This window comes from Paracoccaceae bacterium Fryx2, assembly GCA_032334235.1.
Taxonomy (GTDB): Bacteria; Pseudomonadota; Alphaproteobacteria; order Rhodobacterales; family Rhodobacteraceae; genus JAVSGI01.
This window is the reverse complement of sequence record JAVSGI010000005.1, coordinates 3,055,520-3,070,622: the sequence shown is the minus strand read 5'-3', so window position 1 is coordinate 3,070,622 and position 15,103 is coordinate 3,055,520. Positions and strand designations below refer to the sequence as shown.

At 69.3% G+C, this 15,103-nt stretch carries 11 protein-coding genes and 1 tRNA gene; 4 read left to right on the top strand and 8 right to left on the bottom strand.

From position 1 onward, the window contains the following. Window positions 1-272: 272 nt before the first annotated feature. Window positions 273-1,517, top strand: coding sequence for a lytic murein transglycosylase (locus tag RNZ50_24030; GenBank protein MDT8858043.1), 1,245 nt, complete (start codon window positions 273-275; stop codon window positions 1,515-1,517). Window positions 1,518-1,684: 167 nt separating this feature from the next. Beyond that, window positions 1,685-4,528, top strand: coding sequence for an error-prone DNA polymerase (locus RNZ50_24025; GenBank protein ID MDT8858042.1), 2,844 nt, complete (start codon window positions 1,685-1,687; stop codon window positions 4,526-4,528). A gap of 144 nt (window positions 4,529-4,672) precedes the next feature. Here RNZ50_24025 and rnr read toward each other — a convergent pair whose 3' ends face one another. From rnr to dapE, 3 genes are all read right to left on the bottom strand, one after another. After that, complete coding sequence (gene rnr, locus RNZ50_24020; GenBank protein ID MDT8858041.1) at window positions 4,673-6,919, bottom strand: ribonuclease R; 2,247 nt, start codon at window positions 6,917-6,919, stop codon at window positions 4,673-4,675. Window positions 6,920-7,009: 90 nt separating this feature from the next. Continuing rightward, on the bottom strand, window positions 7,010-7,387 hold the full coding sequence (locus tag RNZ50_24015; GenBank protein MDT8858040.1) for a GNAT family N-acetyltransferase: 378 nt from the start codon (window positions 7,385-7,387) through the stop codon (window positions 7,010-7,012). Beyond that, complete coding sequence (dapE, locus tag RNZ50_24010; protein MDT8858039.1) at window positions 7,384-8,532, bottom strand: succinyl-diaminopimelate desuccinylase; 1,149 nt, start codon at window positions 8,530-8,532, stop codon at window positions 7,384-7,386. The genes RNZ50_24015 and dapE overlap by 4 nt, the downstream gene beginning before the upstream one ends. Before the next feature lie 458 nt (window positions 8,533-8,990). On the opposite strand from dapE, the gene RNZ50_24005 reads away from it, so the two are divergent. Next, on the top strand, window positions 8,991-10,001 hold the full coding sequence (locus tag RNZ50_24005) for a Hint domain-containing protein (GenBank protein MDT8858038.1): 1,011 nt from the start codon (window positions 8,991-8,993) through the stop codon (window positions 9,999-10,001). Between the two features lie 225 nt (window positions 10,002-10,226). On the opposite strand, the gene RNZ50_24000 is transcribed toward RNZ50_24005, so the two are convergent. The 3 genes from RNZ50_24000 to dapD form a co-directional block, all read right to left on the bottom strand. Beyond that, window positions 10,227-10,589, bottom strand: coding sequence for a hypothetical protein (locus tag RNZ50_24000; GenBank protein MDT8858037.1), 363 nt, complete (start codon window positions 10,587-10,589; stop codon window positions 10,227-10,229). A gap of 40 nt (window positions 10,590-10,629) precedes the next feature. Next, the gene (locus tag RNZ50_23995; GenBank protein ID MDT8858036.1) at window positions 10,630-11,316 is read right to left on the bottom strand and encodes a DUF421 domain-containing protein; all 687 of its coding nucleotides are present in this window, start codon (window positions 11,314-11,316) and stop codon (window positions 10,630-10,632) included. 360 nt (window positions 11,317-11,676) lie between these two features. Beyond that, window positions 11,677-12,504, bottom strand: a complete 828-nt coding sequence (dapD, locus tag RNZ50_23990; GenBank protein MDT8858035.1) for a 2,3,4,5-tetrahydropyridine-2,6-dicarboxylate N-succinyltransferase — start codon at window positions 12,502-12,504, stop codon at window positions 11,677-11,679. A gap of 185 nt (window positions 12,505-12,689) precedes the next feature. Between dapD and RNZ50_23985 the strand changes: the two genes are divergently transcribed. Continuing rightward, the gene (locus tag RNZ50_23985; protein ID MDT8858034.1) at window positions 12,690-13,511 is read left to right on the top strand and encodes an LOG family protein; all 822 of its coding nucleotides are present in this window, start codon (window positions 12,690-12,692) and stop codon (window positions 13,509-13,511) included. 87 nt (window positions 13,512-13,598) lie between these two features. On the opposite strand, the gene RNZ50_23980 is transcribed toward RNZ50_23985, so the two are convergent. Beyond that, window positions 13,599-14,846 (bottom strand): crosslink repair DNA glycosylase YcaQ family protein, encoded by a 1,248-nt coding sequence (locus tag RNZ50_23980; protein ID MDT8858033.1) that lies wholly within the window; start codon window positions 14,844-14,846, stop codon window positions 13,599-13,601. Window positions 14,847-14,984: 138 nt separating this feature from the next. Further along, window positions 14,985-15,061: transfer RNA gene (locus tag RNZ50_23975), tRNA-Lys, on the bottom strand. Window positions 15,062-15,103: the final 42 nt, after the last annotated feature.

Sequence of the window (15,103 nt, the reverse complement as noted above, 5' to 3'; positions counted from 1 at the left end):
GAAATGCAATCGCGGGTGCAAGACGCGGGTGTGGTATCGCGGCGCGGGGGCCAGGCCGGGCGCAGCCAAAATTCTTGCAAGAATTTTGCAAAAGTTTTGAGAAAACTTTTGGCGCCCAACGTCGGGCGGCGGTCCCGGCCGGGCCGCCGGAGCCTCCGGCGGGGATATTTGGCCAAGGTGAATGCAAGGAACCGCCGCGATGCCAAGGATTGCTTCCGGTATGGAGACAATCGCGGTAGCCTTCGTGCCATGAGTTGGGGGCCAAGTCTGTCATGCGCGAATTTTCGAGGGTTTTAGGGCTGGTGGCCGGGTGTATGCTGGCTGGTGGCGGGCTGGCGGCGCCGGTGCAGCCGGGGCTTGGCGATGGGGGAACGGGTGTGACAGAGGTTGCGGGCACGGTGGCGGGGCTGGATCACTGGATCGCGGGCTTCCGTGGCCGCGCCGCAGCGACGGGCATTTCAGCCGCCACCTTTGCCCGCGCCTTCGATGGCGTGCGCTACAACGCCGACGTGATCGCCAGGGATCGCAACCAGAGCGAGTTCACCAAGACCATCTGGGACTATCTCGACAGCGCCGCCTCGGAAAACCGGATCGAGAACGGCAAGGCCGCCCTTGAGCGCCACCGCGCCCTGCTGGAACGGATCGAGGCGGCCTATGGCGTGGAGAAAGAGATCGTCGTGGCCGTCTGGGGGCTGGAAAGCGCCTATGGCACCTTCAGGGGCGACTTCCCCCTGATCGAATCGCTGGCGACGCTGGCCTTTGACGGGCGGCGCGGCCCGTTTTTCGAGCAGCAGTTGCTGGCGGCTCTGAAGATCGTGCAAAGCGGCGATGTCGCCCCGGCGCGGATGACCGGCAGCTGGGCCGGGGCGATGGGGCACACCCAGTTCATCCCGACCTCATACCTTGCCTATGCGGTCGATTTCACCGGCGACGGCAAGCGCGACATCTGGTCGGACGATCCGACCGACGCGCTGGCCTCCACCGCCGCCTATCTGGCGCGCTCGGGCTGGGAAAGCGGCCGCCCCTGGGGCGTCGAGGTCGTCTTGCCCGAAGGGTTCGACCATGCCGAAACCGGCGCGGGCGTGAAAAAGCCGGTGACCGCCTGGCAGGCACTTGGCCTGCGCACGGCATCGGGTGGCGCCCTGCCCGATCATGGCATGGCCTCGGTGCTGCTGCCCGCCGGGGCCAGGGGTGCCGCCTTCCTGATCTTCCGCAATTTCAACGCGATAGAGCGGTATAACGCCGCCGATGCCTATGTGATCGGCGTCGGCCATCTGGCCGACCGCATCAAGGGCGGCCCGGCGATCCAGGCCACCTGGCCGCGCGACGACCGCGCCCTGAAACCCGAGGAACGGACCGAGTTGCAGGATCGCCTGACCCGGGCGGGCTTTTCTACCCAAGGCGTTGACGGGAAGATCGGCCCCAACACCATCGCGGCGGTCAAGGCGTTCCAGCGGTCGGCCGGGCTGATTCCCGATGGCTATCCCAGCCTTGCCCTGCTGGAAAAGCTGCGCTGAAAGCCGCGACCTGCGGTTTCTCTTTGGCCCAAATACCCGCGCCGCAGGCACCCGGCCCTGCCGCCCGCCCGGCGCATGACGTCACGCACTGACCCCGACTCACTGGCAAACCCCCGCCCCCTGCGTTAGACTTGTTCCCGTTATGTTCAGGTCAACCGGGCACTGCCATGCCTTTCGTCGAGCTTTCGGCCACATCGAACTTCACCTTCCTCACCGGCGCCTCGCACCCCGAGGAGCTGATGACCCGTGCCCATGATCTGGGCCTGCCCGCGCTGGCGATTGCCGATGAAAACACCGTCGCGGGCATCGTGCGGGCGCATGTCGCGGCGCGCGAACTTCTGCGCACCACCGGCTCCGCCCCCCGGCTGATCCCGGCTGCCCGGCTGGTGCTGCGCTGCGGCCTGACCGTGACCGCCCTGCCGCGCGACCGGGCGGGCTGGGGGCGGCTCTGCCGTCTGCTGACCGTGGGGCGGACCCGCGCGCCCAAGGGCCAGTGTGATCTCGGCCTCGACGACCTGCTGGCCTGGGGCGAGGGAATCGAGATGCTGCTGCATCCCGAGACCGCCCGGCCCGAAGCTGCCCGTCAAGGCGGTGCGCCGGAATGGCAGACCGGGGCCGACCGGCTGGCGCACCGCTTTCCCGGCCAGATCAGCCTGCTGATGGCGCCCTGCTATGACGGGCAGGATGCCGCCCGCTTCACCCGGCTGGCCCGGCTGGCCGACCGCATGGGCCTGCCCGCCGTCGCCTCGGGCCTGCCGCTGATGCACCACGGCGGGCGGCGCAAGCTGGCCGACGTGCTCTGCGCCATCCGCCACGGCGTCCGGGTCGAAGACCTCGGCCGCGCCGCGCTGGCCCATTCCGAAAGCCGCCTGCGCAGCGCGGCCGAGATGGCGCAGCTGTTCCGCGGCCATGCGGCGGCGGTGGCCCGCACCGCCGAGATCGCGGCCAGGCTGACCTTCACGCTTGACGAATTGCGCTACGAATACCCCTCCGAGGTGACGGGCAACGAGACCGCGCCGCAGCGGCTGGAACGTCTGGCCCGCACCGGGCTGCACTGGCGCTACCCCGCAGGCGCACCCGCCAAGGTGCAGGCCCAGATGGCGCATGAACTGGCCCTGATCGGCAAGCTGCGCTACGAGCCCTACTTCCTGACCGTTCACGACATCGTGGCCTTCGCCCGCGACCGGGGCATCCTGTGCCAGGGCCGGGGCTCTGCCGCCAATTCGGTGGTGTGCTACGCGCTGGGCGTGACCTCGGTTTCCCCCGAAATCGGCACCATGGTGTTCGAACGCTTCGTCTCGGAAGCCCGCGACGAGCCGCCCGACATCGATGTCGATTTCGAGCACGAACGGCGCGAAGAGGTGATCCAGCACATCTACGACCGCTACGGCCGCCACCGCGCCGGGCTTTGCGCCACCGTGATCCACTATCGCGGCAAGCGCGCGGTGCGCGAGGTCGGCGCGGCGATGGGGCTGACCGAAGACACGCTCTCGGCGATGTCGAGCCAGATCTGGGGCTGGGGCGGCCCCAAGGGCATCACCGACGACCGGCTGCGCGAAATCGGCCTCGACCCCGCCGACAGGCGCCTGCACCAGACCCTGGCGCTGGTCGAGGAGATCCAGGGCTTCCCGCGCCACCTCAGCCAGCATGTCGGCGGCTTCATCATCACCGAAGGGCGGCTGGATGAACTGGTGCCGATCGAGAATGCCACGATGGAGGATCGCACCGTCATCTGCTGGGACAAGGACGATATCGACGCGCTGGGCATCCTCAAGGTCGACATCTTGGCGCTGGGGATGCTGTCGTGCATCCGCAAGGGGTTCGACCTGCTGGAAAAGCACCACCACAGCCGCTACACTCTGGCCACCCTGCCCTCCGAAGACCCCGAAACCTACGACATGCTGTGCCGCGCCGACAGCCTGGGCGTGTTTCAGGTCGAATCCCGGGCGCAGATGAATTTTCTGCCGCGGATGCGGCCGCGCAAGTTCTACGATCTGGTGATCCAGGTCGCCATCATCCGCCCCGGCCCGATCCAGGGCGACATGGTCCACCCCTACCTGCGCCGCCGCAACGGCCAGGAAACGGTGTCTTTCCCGTCCAACGATCTGGGAAGGGTGCTGGGCAAGACGCTGGGCGTGCCGCTGTTCCAGGAACAGGCGATGCAGATCGCCATCATCGGCGCGGGCTTCACCCCGCTGGAGGCCGACCGCCTGCGCCGCGCGCTGGCCACCTTCAAGAAACACGGCAACGTCACCGAACTGCGCGAGCGTTTCCTGCAGGGCATGGCCGCCAACGGCTATGAGGCCGATTTCTCCCACCGCTGCTTCTCGCAGATCGAGGGCTTCGGCAGCTACGGCTTCCCCGAAAGCCACGCCGCCAGCTTCGCGCTCCTGGTCTATGCCTCGGCCTGGATCAAGCGGCACCACCCCGGCATCTTCGCCTGCGCCCTGCTGAACGCGCAGCCGATGGGCTTCTATGCCCCGGCGCAGATCGTGCGCGACGCCCGCGAGCACGGGGTGCGCGTGCTGCCGCCCTGCATCAACGCCAGCCATTGGGACAATGTGATGGAACCCGACGGCGACGGCGGCCTCGCGCTGCGGCTCGGCTTCCGCCAGATCCGCGGCGTCGCGGAAGACGAGGCGCTGTGGATCGCTGCCGCCCGCGGCAACGGCTATACCGCCATCGAGGATGTCTGGCGCCGCGCGGCCATCCCGCCCGCCACGATCACGAAACTGGCCGAGGCCGACTGCTTCGCCAGCCTCGGCGCCGGACGCCGCAACGCCCTGTGGTCGGCCCGCGCCCTGCCGGCCGACGCGCCGCTGCCGCTGTTTGCCGACGACATCGATGGCGAGGCCATCACCGAACCTGCCGTCATCTTCCGCGCGATGACCGAAGGCGAACAGGTGGTCGAGGATTACCTCGCCCTGCGCCTGACCCTGCGCAGCCACCCGATGGCGCTGCTGCGGCCCTGGCTGACCCCCCCGGCAGAAATCCCGCGCCTTTCCGCCTGACCCAGCTTCTCATTGGCCCAAATACCCCCGCCGGAGGCACCGCCGCCAGACCCGCAGCACAGGCCCCGGGGCGCCGGGAGCCAAGAGTTTTTCAAAACTCTTGCAAAATTCTTGCAAGAATTTTGGCTCTCCGATGCCGCCGCCTCACTTGCGCTTGCGCACCACCGTGCGTTTGGCGTCGCGCGCCGCGGCCTTGCCGGGCTTGCGCGGCGCGTAGCGCCCGCGCTTCGCCGCCACCCCGCCGGGCAACGCGCGGTCCTCGATTTCCAGCAGCTCCAGCATCAGACCGCCGGTCATCGGTATCGCCTCCGCCAGCCGCACCGTGACCCGCTGGCCGATGCCGATGGTCAGGCCGGTGTCGGCCCCCATCAGCGTCTGGCTGTTCGGGTCGAAATGGAAGAACTCGCGCCCGACCGACCGGATCGGGATCAGCCCGTCTGCCCCGGTCTCGTCCAGCTTGACGAACAGCCCAAAGCGCTGCACGCCCGAGATGCGGCCCGAAAACTCCGCCCCCACCCGGTCGGCGAGGTAGGCCGCCAGATAGCGGTCGGTCGTGTCGCGTTCTGCCGCCATGCTGCGCCGTTCGGTGTCCGAGATCTGTTTTGCCGTCTCGCCCAGCACCTCGATATCGCCCGGCGACAGCCCGTCCTGCCCCCAGCCAGGGCCGAGGATCAGCGCGCGATGCACGATCAGGTCGGAATAGCGCCGGATCGGCGAGGTGAAATGCGCGTAGGACCGCAGGCTCAGCCCGAAATGGCCGAAGTTCTCGGGGTGGTAATAGGCCTGCGTCATCGACCGCAGCGTGGTGATGTTCATCAGCTCGTCGAACTCGGTGCCCGCCGCCTGTGCCAGCAGCCGGTTCAGGTGCCTTGTCTGCAACACCTGCCCCTTGGCCAGCGTGAAGCCCGACGCCTCGGCCACCTCGCGCAGCGCATCCAGCTTTTCGGGCGAGGGTTCCTCGTGCACCCGAAAAAGCAGCGGGCGGCGCAGGCGGGTCAGCTCTTCCGCCGCCGCCACGTTGGCAAGGATCATGAACTCCTCGATCAGCCGGTGCGCGTCGAAGCGTTCCGCGAAGGCCACCGAGACCACCTTGCCATCCTCCGACAGGCGGATCTTGCGTTCCGGCAGGTCAAGGTCCAGCGGCTGGCGCGCGGCGCGGGCCAGCTTGGTGGCCCCATAGGCCGCGTAAAGCGGGCGCAGCACCGCATCGAGCAGCGGCGCCGCACGGTCCGAGGGCTGCCCGTCGATCGCCTCCTGCGCCTCGGCATAGTGCAGGCTGGCAACCGAGCGCATCAGCCCGCGGGTGAAGCGGTGGCTCAGCTTTTCGCCCTGCGCGTCCAGCTTCATGCGCACCGCAAGGCAGGGCCGGTCGACATGCTCGTGCAGCGAGCACAGATCGCCCGACAGGATGTCGGGCAGCATCGGCACCACGCGGTCGGGGAAGTAGCTGGAGTTGCCCCGCCTGCGCGCCTCGCGGTCAAGCGCGGTGCCGGGGCGGACGTAATGCGCCACGTCGGCAATCGCCACCCAGACGATATGGCCGCCGGGGTTCTTGGGGTCGTCGTCGGCATGGGCATGCACCGCGTCGTCACGGTCGCGGGCATCGGCAGGGTCGATGGTGACCAGCGGCAGATGGCGCAGGTCTTCGCGGTCGTCCAGATCGGCGTGCAGGGCGGCATCGGCCTCGGCGATCACCGGGTCGGGAAACTGGTCGGGGATGCCGTGCTGGTGGATGGCGATCAGGCTGACCGCCTTCGGCCCCGACGGGTCGCCCAGCCGCGCCACCACCCGCGCCTGCGGCAGGCCCAGCCGCTTCGGCCCAACCTGCTCGGCCTCGACCAGCTCGCCGTCACGCGCCCCGCCAGTCATGTCGCGCGCGACGCGCCATTCCTTGTCCTGCCCCTTGTCGATCGGCACGATCCGGCCGCCCTCGGCCTCGACACGGAATATCCCCAGCAGTTTCAGCGGGTTCGACCCCAGCTTGCGGATCAGCCGCCCCTCGTGGCTGTGGCTTTCGTCCGCCACCTCGGTCAGCCGCGCCAGAATGCGGTCGCCCTGCCCCAGCGCCGGGTCCGATGCCTTGGTGATCAGCAGGATGCGCGGCGCGTCCCCCTCGCCCTGCCATTCCAGCGGGCGGGCGAACAGGTCGCCCTGCGCATCCGGCGCCAGCACCTCGACAATCGACACCGGCGGCAGGCTGGCCGCATCGCGGAACACGCGGTTGCGCTTTTCCAGCGCGCCGTCGTCTTCCATCTCGCGCAGCAGGCGCTTCAGGTCGATGCGGGCATCGCCCTTGATGCCGAAGGCCTTGGCGATATCACGCTTGGCGCTCAACGTCGGGTTGTCGTGGATCCATTGCAGGATCTGGGCTTTGGTCGGTATCTGGTCCATGCCCCGGCCTAGCACAGGGCGGGCGTGGCGTCATCAGGATATGGGATTCACAGCGCCAGAACCATGTCGCGATGCGGAATGCCCGCGTCGTCATAAAACCGGCCCCTGCGCCACGAACCCAAGCTTTTCATAGAAGCCCAGCGCATGGGTCTGCGCCCCCAGCTTCGCCTTTCTGACCCCCGGCCGGGCACGAAACTCGGCCACCGCCGCGCGGATCAGCGCCGCCCCCAGCCCGCGCCCGCGCGCCTCGGCCAGCACGCAGACCCGGCCGATCTTGCCGACCTCGCCCAGCACCAGCAGCCGGGCCGACCCGACCGGTCGGCCCTGATCGGTCGCCAGCAGGTGAATCGCCACGCCGTCGAGATCGTCAACCTCGTCGGCCTCGGCCACGCCCTGTTCGTCGATGAACACGGTGCGGCGCAGGGCGCGGCAGGTGGCGATGTCATCGGTCACGGCTATCAGCGTCATGCGAAATAGTCCCGCAGGATGCGGCCATAGATCGCCTTCAACTGGTGAATCTGCGCCACCGACACACGTTCGTCGACCTGATGCATCGTCCGCCCCACCAGCCCGAATTCCACCACCGGACAGTGATCCTTGACGAAACGCGCGTCCGACGTGCCGCCCGAGGTCGAGGGCGCGGGCCGCACCCCGGTTTCCGCCTGCACCGACCCCGCAACCAGCGCCGAAAAATCGCCCGGCGGCGTCAGGAAGCTTTCGCCGGAAATGCTGGCGCGCATCTCGATCTCAACGCCGGTTTCCCGCTCCACCCGCGCCGCCTCGGCCGCCAGCCAGTCGGTCAGCGAGGCGCCGCTGTGCAGATCGTTGTAGCGGATGTTCACCGTGCCCCGGCACAGCGCCGAAATCACGTTGGTGGCAAGGTTGCCGGTGTCGATGGTGGTGATCGCCAGCGTCGAGGCGTCGAAATGCGCGCTGCCCGCGTCAAGCTCATGCCCCGCCAGCCGGTCCATCAGCCGCACCATCGCCGCCACCGGGTTCTTCGCCCGATGCGGATAGGCCGAATGCCCCTGCACCCCCCGCGCGGTGAAATGGGCGGTCATTGAACCCCGGCGGCCGATCTTCATCATCTCGCCCATAACGTCGGGGCAGGTCGGCTCGCCCACCAGGCAATGCGTCATCCGCTCGCCATTCGCCGCCATCCAGTCGAGCAGCGCCACCGTGCCATCCACCGCGTCGGCCTCCTCGTCGCCGGTGATGGTCAGGATCACCGCACCGTCGGGCGGCGCCTCCGCAACGAAATCCACCGCAGCGGCGACGAAGGCCGCCACGCCCGACTTCATGTCGGTCGCCCCCCGGCCATACATCCAGCCATCCACCACCTCGGCCCCGAACGGGTCATGCGTCCAGGCGGCGGCATCGCCCACCGGCACGACATCGGTGTGGCCGTTGAAGCCGAAAGACCGGTTCGCCCCCTTTACCCCCCAGCGCGCGAACAGGTTGGAGATCCCGCCCCGGTCCACCCGGGTGCAGGCAAAGCCCGCCTGCGCAAGCTCCGCCTCCAGCAGCACCAGCGCACCGCCCTCGGCCGGGGTGACAGAGGGGCAGCGGATCAGGGCTGCGGTCAGGGCTTCGGGGTCGACAGGGGCTGGCATGGCGGCATCCTTGCAGGGCATCGCCCCAAGGGATAGCCGCTCGCCCCCCGCCCCGCAACCGCCCCACCGCAACTGCCCCCCGCACTGGCCTGATCCCTGTGTGTCCTGCCCGCCACCGCGCCGCCCGGCAAGCACCCGGCGGCCGATTTGCAGATGACAGGCGGCGCCAGCCCGGCCTATCTTCGCCACAACGACAAGTCCTGAGGCAGGACAAACGCGGGGTCAACGCACCTCAGGGCAGTGTATTTCCGCCAAAGGCCCGACATGCCGGCTTGCGGTTCGCGTTTGGCCTGTCTCCGGCGGATGGGGACCCAGATGGCGGCAGGCGCCGAACCGACAGCTACGACCGGCGCGAACGTCGCGATGACGGCCCGCACCCGCGGCGCGGCCGGATGCGGCGCCCGCACGGCCCAGCAACCCGGCCCCACCCACCCCCGCCCAAGCGGCAGATCCGCCTGATGTCGGGCTGGATCGCCCTCTCGGACCGCGACACGCCGCTGGCCCCGATGCCCGCGGGTGCGCTGCTGGACCGCGGCGCGCTGGTGCTGGAACTGGCGCTGCCGCTGGAGGGGCCGACCGTGCTGCTCGACTATCACGCCACCGACGGCTGGGCGCGGGGCCTGTCGGTGTTCCACGACCCGCAGGCAGGTTTCGGCATCCTGCACCGCCAGGGGCAGGTCGTGATCCGCCACACCCTTCCCACCCCCCTGCCGCGCGACGGCGGCACGGCGCGGCTGACCCTGTGCTGGGACGCGCCCGCCCGCCGCTGGACAATGCACGCCGAACTGCCCGCCACCGGCTGGTCGGCCCGGTCGCAGGGCCGCAACCCACTGCCGCTGCCGATGGCCGACCTGCTGGCGCTCTGCGCGGGCGGCGGGCCGGCCACGCGCCACCCCGCCCTGCTGTGGTTCGGCGCGACCCTGGGCGACACGCCGCCGAACCGCGCGCCGTGGATCGGCCTGCGCACCCCCGTGGCTGTGCCCGGCGGCCATGCGCCAGCGGGCAGCCTGCGGGCGGGCGATGTCGTGCTTACGGCCGACAGCGGTCCGCAGCCGCTGCGCTCGGTGCGCCGGATGGACCTGCCCAGCCGGGGCAGCTTTGCGCCGGTGCTGCTGCGCGCGCCCTATTTCGCCCGCACCGCCGACCTGCTGGTGTCGGGCGACCAGTTGATCGCGCTGGCAGGCTATCAGGTCGAATACCTGTTCGGCGAGGACGAGGTGCTGGCCGAGGCGCGGCACATGGCCGATGGCCGCTCTGCCCTGTTCGACAACCGTCGCGCCTGCACCGCCTGCATCTCGCTGGAACTGCCGGAGCCGGGGCTGATCCTCAGCGACGGCTGCGCGCTGGCCTCGGCCCGGCACACACCCGAGGCCAATGCCGAGGCCCTGCCCCGCCGCCAGTTGCACGTCTATGAAACCCTGCCGCTGCTCGCCCTGCTCGGCCGCGGCGCCCTTCACCGCGCCGCCTGACCGCGAAACGGCGTTTCGCCTCACCCCGGCCCGGCGGCGGCTCACGGTCTGCGCCGCCTGACCGCGAAACGGCGTTTCGCCTCACCCCGGCCCGGCAGCGGCTCACGGTCTGCGCCGCCTGACCGCGAAACGGCGTTTCGCCTCACCCCGGCCCGGCAGCGGCTCACGGTCTGCGCCGCCCGACCGCGAAACGGCGTTTCGCCTCACCCCGGCCCGGCAGCGGCTCTAATCGTAGAACGGCGTCATCTGCGCCACCACGACCGAGTTTTCCGCCAGCGCCCGTTCCATCAGCCCGCGCTCCTCGGCGTCGATCTCGTCGCCCGCCGCCAGCCGTTCTTCCAGCGTGCCGTAACCCGAGACATCCAGCGGCGCCATGTCGGCGGTCTTGAGGATCGCCACGGTCTCGCGCACCGCCTCGGCCTCGTCCACCCCGCTGGCATAGATCATCAGCGCCGCCCCGGTGGCCTTGTCGGGCAGCCCGTCACCGGCCTTGCGCCCGACCTCGACCACCAGCGTGTAAACCTGCTGCGGTCGCCGGATCTTCTCGGGCTTCTCGGCGGTCAGTTTTTCCGGCTGGTCGTCGGTCATCTTGCGGCTCCGTTCGCGGGGTGGCCTCTGGTTGCCAAGATTACGCGGCCGGCGCAAGCGAAAGGCGCGCCTGCCTGGTCTCGCCACAGGCGGCGCAGGGCACCCCGATCTGCCCGGCGGGCTTTCCGCAGTTCAGGCAACCGGCGGGCTCGCCCGCCTCGGGCGGCGCGGGCGGCTCGATCTCCAGCGGCGGCACGATGGCAAGGCCGGGGCACGGCGGCTCGCGGAGGAACACCGAAAGCCCGCCGCTGGCCTCGACATAGGCCGCGCGCACCTGCCCCAGATTCTCGACGCCCTCCATCCGCAGCAGCTCCATCAGTTCCATGGTGCCGATCTTGCGATCCAGCATCCCCTGCGTCAGGATGCAGCCATCCTGCATAACCGCCACGGGCGAGCCATCGACGATCCGCTTCACGGGTCGAAAGCGCCGGATCGCCAGGTCGATGAGCTTGTCGATCACCACGACCGCGGTGATCACCGCCAGCGCATGCAGCAGCGGCACATCGGGGTAAAGCACGCTGTCGCCCACCGCCGAGCCCAGCGCGATCACCAGCAGAAACTCGACCATCGACAATTGCGCAATGCTGCGGCCCCCGATCCAGCGCAGCAGCAGCAGCGTGTAGCCATAGATCACCAGCACACGGACCAGAATTTCCGCCAGAAACAGCGGCGGGGCATCGCCCAGCAGCATCCGCACCAGATCGAAGGGAACGACGGGGTCTTCCATGGTGCGCTGTCCTTGCGGGAGGGGGGCGTGGCGAAGGCCGCATGGCAGCCCACGCCACGCCGCACCCAACGCCGCCGCCGCGGTCCCGGTTCCCGCCAGCCCCGACCTGCCACCGGGTCCGCACCCCGCGCCGCCGCTCTCGCGCCCGGCGCGCACGCCCGGAACCGCCACCCGGCCCTGCGCCGACGGCGGGTCTCGTCCGGTCATGGCTGCCCGAAGCCCCGCGCCATGGCTCTCCTCCGGCCCGCCCCAAGGCCGACACACCGGCACCAAAGATTGCCAAAAGCTTGACGCCACAAGCTTTTCACTGTGAAATCAAGCCGATGCAGGCATTTTCACGCGTGAAAACGCCGCGCCGCCCTAGTCCCGCAGCAGCTCGTTGATCGAGGTCTTGGATCGGGTCTGCGCGTCCACCTTCTTCACGATCACCGCACAATACAGGTTGATCCCGTTCCTGGACGGCATCGACCCCGCGACGACCACCGACCCGGCCGGAACCTCGCCATAACTGACGACGCCGGTTTCCCGGTCGACGATCTTCGTCGATTTCCCGATGAAAACCCCCATCCCCAGCACCGACCCCTCGCGGACGATGCAGCCCTCCACCACCTCGGACCGCGCCCCGATGAAGCAGTTGTCCTCGATGATCGTCGGCCCCGCCTGCATCGGTTCCAGCACGCCGCCGATCCCGACCCCGCCCGACAGATGCACGTTCTTCCCGATCTGCGCGCAAGAGCCGACGGTGGCCCAGGTATCGACCATCGTCCCCTCGTCGACATAGGCGCCCAGGTTGACGAAGGACGGCATCAGGACGACCCCCTTCGCGATGAACGCCGACCGCCGCACGATGCAGTTCGGCACCGCACGGAACCCTGCGGCGCGCCAGTCGGCCTCGCCCCAGCCGTGGAACTTGCTGTCGACCTTGTCCCACCAGCCGCCACCCTGCGGCCCGCCCGCCTGCATCTCCATGTCCTTCAGCCGGAAGCCCAGCAGCACCGCCTTCTTGGCCCACTGGTTCACCTGCCACACCCCGTCGGCCTGTCGCACCGCCACCCGCAGCACGCCGCTGTCCAGCGCCGCCAGCGTCGCCTCGACGGCATCGCGCGCCTCGCCCTTCGTCGCGGGGGTGATGCTGTCGCGGGCCTCCCACGCGGTTTCGATGGCAGCTTCCAGGGCGGTGTCGGACATCTTGCTTCCCTTTCTCGGTTGGACCAGGCTTTTCCTGCCTATAGGCGGCGCGACGTTTCGGTGCAATCCGTCGCGGCGCCACCTGGCCGCCGCCGGTCTGCCCGCTCCGGGTGGCGTGCGAACGTCTGGCCCCGGAAGGCAAGCCGCGATAGAGGTTGTGGAACCGCAGCAACCCCGGACAGCCAATGAAAGACGAACCCCGCAGCCATCCGTTCCGTGACAGCGTCGAGGATGTGGCCGCCACCCACCGCATACCCGACACCGCCCAGACCCGCGCGCCCGCCTACCGGCTGGCCTTTGCCGACACCGATTTCATGACCCGCCCCGAACTGCGGCCAGTCCGGCTGCAACTGGAACTGCTGAAGCCGCAGATGATCCTCGATGAACGCGGCATCAATTCGACCGTGGTGATGTTCGGCAGTGCCCGCATCCCCGACCCGGCGCAGAAGGCCGGGGCGGCCACCCCCGAACTTGCCGCCCTGTCGCGCTACTACGACGAGGCCCGGCGCTTCGCCTTTGCCATGACCGAACGCAGCATGGAAAGCTACGGGCGCGAGAATGTCATCGCCACCGGCGGCGGGCCGGGGATCATGGAGGCGGGCAACCGCGGCGCGCACGAGGCGGGCGGCCAGTCGATCGGGCTGAACATCGTGCTGCCGCATGAACAGGCGCCCAACACCTTCGTGACCCCCGACCTGACCTTCAACTTCCACTATTTCGCCATCCGCAAGATGCACTTCCTGATGCGCGCCCGCGCGATCTGCATATTTCCCGGCGGCTTCGGCACGCTGGACGAGATGTTCGAAAGCCTGACCCTGATCCAGTCCGGGCGGATGAAGCCGGTGCCGTTCCTGCTGTTCGGGCGCGACTACTGGGAAAGGATCGTCAACTGGCGGGCCCTCGCCGAAGCGGGCACCATTGCCGAGTCCGATCTGGACCTGTTCCACTTCGTCGAAACCGCCGAAGAGGCGATGGCCGAGATCGACGGCTGGGAAACCGCCTGCTGACCCGCTTTCACCTTTGCGCAAATATCCCACGGGGGAGCGCGGCCCGCAGGGTCGCGCCGGGGGTGTGAAACCCCCGTCCGCCCGCGGTCACGCGCGCGGCGTCGGCAGCGGGGGTGGCAGCGGGGGTGGCAGCGTCCCGCGCAGCCAGTCCGCCTCGAACGCCAACCGGTCGCAGCCGGCAAAGCGCGCCATGCGGTCCAGCTCGGCCTCCAGCCGACCCTGCCGTGCCGCGCCCCACTTCATCCCCGGTTCCGGCCACAGCGCCCGCACCCGCAAGGTGCCCGCATCGCGGAACGCCTTCATGTCGATCCGCGCCACGATCCGGGCCCCTTCCAGCACCGGAAACACGTAGTAACCAAAACGGCGCTGCCCTTGGGGCACGAAAACCTCGATGCGGTAGTGAAAGCCGAACAGCCGTTCCGCCCGGTCCCGGTCGCGCAGCGCCGGATCGAAGGGCGACAGGATGCGGATGCGGCCGGGCGGTTCGGGGGCAGCCTCCGCTGCCGCCAGCACGTCGGGCCGCGCCAGGCAGCGGCGCAGGCTGCCGTCGTCGCCCTCGACCGCGATCTCGATCACCTCGCCTGCGGCCAGCGCCGCGCGGCACCAGTCGCGCGCCTCGATGGGCGACACGGCGTTCCAGTAGGCGGCGATCTCGCCCGGCGTGGCGAAGCCGAGGTGATCCAGCGCCGAGGCGCAGGCCCAGCCGACCGTTTCGGCAGGGTGCGGCTGTGCTGCGCGATGCGCCTGCGGGATCACCCGTTCGGTCAGGTCATAGACCTTCTGGAAACCGTCACGCCGACAGATCGCCAGCGCGCCGGTGCGCCACAGCCATTCCAGTGCGGTCTTCGACGGATGCCAGTCCCACCAGCCACCCTTGCCCCGCGATTCGCCCATGCCGACATCGGACGAAGTTACCGGGCCATGATCGGCGATCCGGGTCAGGATCTCGTCGAACTTCGCCTCGTATCCCTCGCGGAACCATTTGCGCCAGTTCTGGTGCAGCCGGTCGGCGTCGCGGGCAAAGCGGTGCTGCCAATGCGGGTAAAGCCCCACAGGGATGATGGAGGCGTCATGCGTCCAGTGCTCGAACAGCCCCCGGTCGCGTTCGAGCAGCGGCTTCAGGTTTTCCGGGCGATACCCAGTCCGGCGCGCGGCAAGGATCATGTGATGCGCCCGCTCCACCGTGGTGATGCTGTCGACCTGCACGAAGCCGATGCGCGCGATCAGCGCCGCCAGCGCCGCGCCGGTGGCGGGGCCCGAGGGGCGTTCGGCCAGCCCGTGCCGGTCAAGGAACAGGCGGCGGGCGGCAGGGTTGGAAAGCTGGGGCAGGCTCATGCCACAGGGGTAGCAGGCGGGGGGCAGGCGTCAATGGGCTGCACGGACCGCCGACCGCCGGGTCGCCGCCCGTTTTGCCGTGATATGCTGATTTCACGCGGCTTTCGCGGCTGGTGCGCCGCTGCCGACTTCAGGGAGTGGTGAGCGGGGGGGGGTTCGAACCCCCGACCCCATGATTAAAAGTCACGTGCTCTAACCAACTGAGCTACCCGCCCTCACCGTCCCGAATTGCGGTCACCGACCGCTTTCCAGCATCG

Coding starts and splice junctions, on each gene's coding strand:
- RNZ50_24000 (MDT8858037.1), bottom strand. CDS start 10,589: ATGACCGACGACCAGCCGGAAAAACTGACCGCCGAGAAGCCCGAGAAG.
- RNZ50_24015 (MDT8858040.1), bottom strand. CDS start 7,387: ATGACGCTGATAGCCGTGACCGATGACATCGCCACCTGCCGCGCCCTG.
- RNZ50_24030 (MDT8858043.1), top strand. CDS start 273: ATGCGCGAATTTTCGAGGGTTTTAGGGCTGGTGGCCGGGTGTATGCTG.
- dapE (MDT8858039.1), bottom strand. CDS start 8,532: ATGCCAGCCCCTGTCGACCCCGAAGCCCTGACCGCAGCCCTGATCCGC.
- RNZ50_24025 (MDT8858042.1), top strand. CDS start 1,685: ATGCCTTTCGTCGAGCTTTCGGCCACATCGAACTTCACCTTCCTCACC.
- rnr (MDT8858041.1), bottom strand. CDS start 6,919: ATGGACCAGATACCGACCAAAGCCCAGATCCTGCAATGGATCCACGAC.
- RNZ50_23985 (MDT8858034.1), top strand. CDS start 12,690: ATGAAAGACGAACCCCGCAGCCATCCGTTCCGTGACAGCGTCGAGGAT.
- RNZ50_23995 (MDT8858036.1), bottom strand. CDS start 11,316: ATGGAAGACCCCGTCGTTCCCTTCGATCTGGTGCGGATGCTGCTGGGC.
- RNZ50_24005 (MDT8858038.1), top strand. CDS start 8,991: ATGTCGGGCTGGATCGCCCTCTCGGACCGCGACACGCCGCTGGCCCCG.
- RNZ50_23980 (MDT8858033.1), bottom strand. CDS start 14,846: ATGAGCCTGCCCCAGCTTTCCAACCCTGCCGCCCGCCGCCTGTTCCTT.
- dapD (MDT8858035.1), bottom strand. CDS start 12,504: ATGTCCGACACCGCCCTGGAAGCTGCCATCGAAACCGCGTGGGAGGCC.